Below are 1688 nucleotides of genomic sequence, written 5' to 3' on the forward strand. Positions count from 1 at the left end.
CGCAGTAAGGTTTTAAAGATATCTCCGTGGCGATTTTCGTCTTGACACCAACTCTCGAAGTAATTAAAAAGAGGATTAAATTTATACTGGGGATGTTCTTCTAAATAACGATAAATGAGAATATACCGCCAATAACCGATTTTTTCGGAGAGATAGACCGTATATAACACCCATTCAAGGGGGAAAAAGGTGTAGGTACGGGTTTTAGTAATTTTGGCTAAATCGAGGGAAATATTAAAGTCAGCCATGGCTTTATTGAGAAATCCTGCATGGCGCGCCTCATATCTAACCATAAGATGAAATATCTCCCCTAACAAGGGATTACGGCTTTTTAGTTGTCGTGACAGTTCCTTAAATAACAAAAAGCCAGAAAATTCGGAGATACAGGAGCGTTCTAGGTAATCTATAAAGGCATTTCTCGTTTTTTCATCGAGATTATCTTGATAGTTCTCAAATTCTTGCTGACGTTCAAAGTGATGCCGGTTGTAATCGGTCCGCATCTCCTCTAACATCGCTTTGATTTCGGTTTCTTGCAGAGAAAGGTCAAAATTAGCGGCAGCCTCAAAATCGGTGGTATAGAAACGAGGAGTGAGGATAGTTTCGCGCAGAACAGCTTTTTTCTGGGAGGGGGGTTCAACGGTAGTGACCATGATGGAAATTACTTGACTACATAGCTATATAGGATTTTAAACATAAATAGGTAAGCCAATGATAATTATTAAGTTTTATCAATAGTTATCAATAGTTTTCGGGGTGTGAGACTAGAGGATTTTAGGGATTGCCGCTCAAAGATTGGGTACTATCCAAGCAAGTACCTAAAACTAGAAAAGGGATGAAGTGGCAGTTTTTTGCGATGCTTAAAATGTGACTGCGATAATTAAACCGGAGACTAATAAGCCAAAACCGCTAACTAAAGGCCAAAAACGGGGATAAAACCGAATATTTCCGCCAGAGTGAGTTATTTGACTCCATTCGAGACGAGGAGATAAATCGCGACGAAACCAACCGAGAACTCGTACAGATGTATTATTTATTGCTGCCATGGGGGAGTTAGTAGTCCTGATTTTATGCCAAAAACCAAAACGATAGTTAGGAGCGAGGGGAATTATGCCGGTGCTATCTTTAAGAAAGAAATTCTTTCCTTGAGCAATTAACTCACCGCGGAGTCGGACGGGGATAGCTGGGAGGGGATGACTGTAAGGATTATCAGTTAAAGAAAAAATATCGCTGAAACTAGCATTGTTGAGACGAGGATAACTGGCTAATCGATTGATAATTATACCCAAACCCCCACCGACTAAAATTAGGCCCAATGCACCCCAAGAGCTAAATTTCAGCCAAAGAAAACCAGCTATGACAACCCCAATAATAAAGCCTAGTCCCGAAGCATAATATAAACACAGTCGTAGACAAAAGTTTTGATAGAGTTTCTTGGGATTTAATTCCATTTTTTGGCGTAATACTTCCCCCAGACTAAATTCTATATCCAGATCCATCTGTCGGGCATAGTTAGTTAAAGCGCGAATCCTTTCACCAGTCAGGGGATGATTAGATTGCAACTCTAACCATTTTGCCCAAGGATTATATATATCCCAGAGAAAACTCTGTCCGATCCGGCGAGACTCCAATGCGATACCATAAACGTTACCGGCAATGATCGCATCCTGCTCCAGGGCAATATTTAATAC

General features: G+C 40.5%; 1 protein-coding gene and 1 pseudogene. Both read right to left on the bottom strand.

Going from position 1 to position 1688, the window contains the following annotated elements; translation table 11 throughout:
• Nucleotides 1–650: magnesium-protoporphyrin IX monomethyl ester (oxidative) cyclase (acsF, locus tag PX636_RS20235; RefSeq protein ID WP_288118522.1), on the bottom strand; the 650-nt coding region annotated here is incomplete at its 3' end.
• A gap of 207 nt (nt 651–857) precedes the next feature.
• Nucleotides 858–1688: pseudogene (locus tag PX636_RS20240) on the bottom strand (M48 family metalloprotease); the annotation flags it as partial.

This window comes from Microcystis sp. M53598_WE2, from assembly GCF_030067735.1.
GTDB classification, from domain to species: domain Bacteria; phylum Cyanobacteriota; class Cyanobacteriia; order Cyanobacteriales; family Microcystaceae; genus Microcystis; species Microcystis aeruginosa.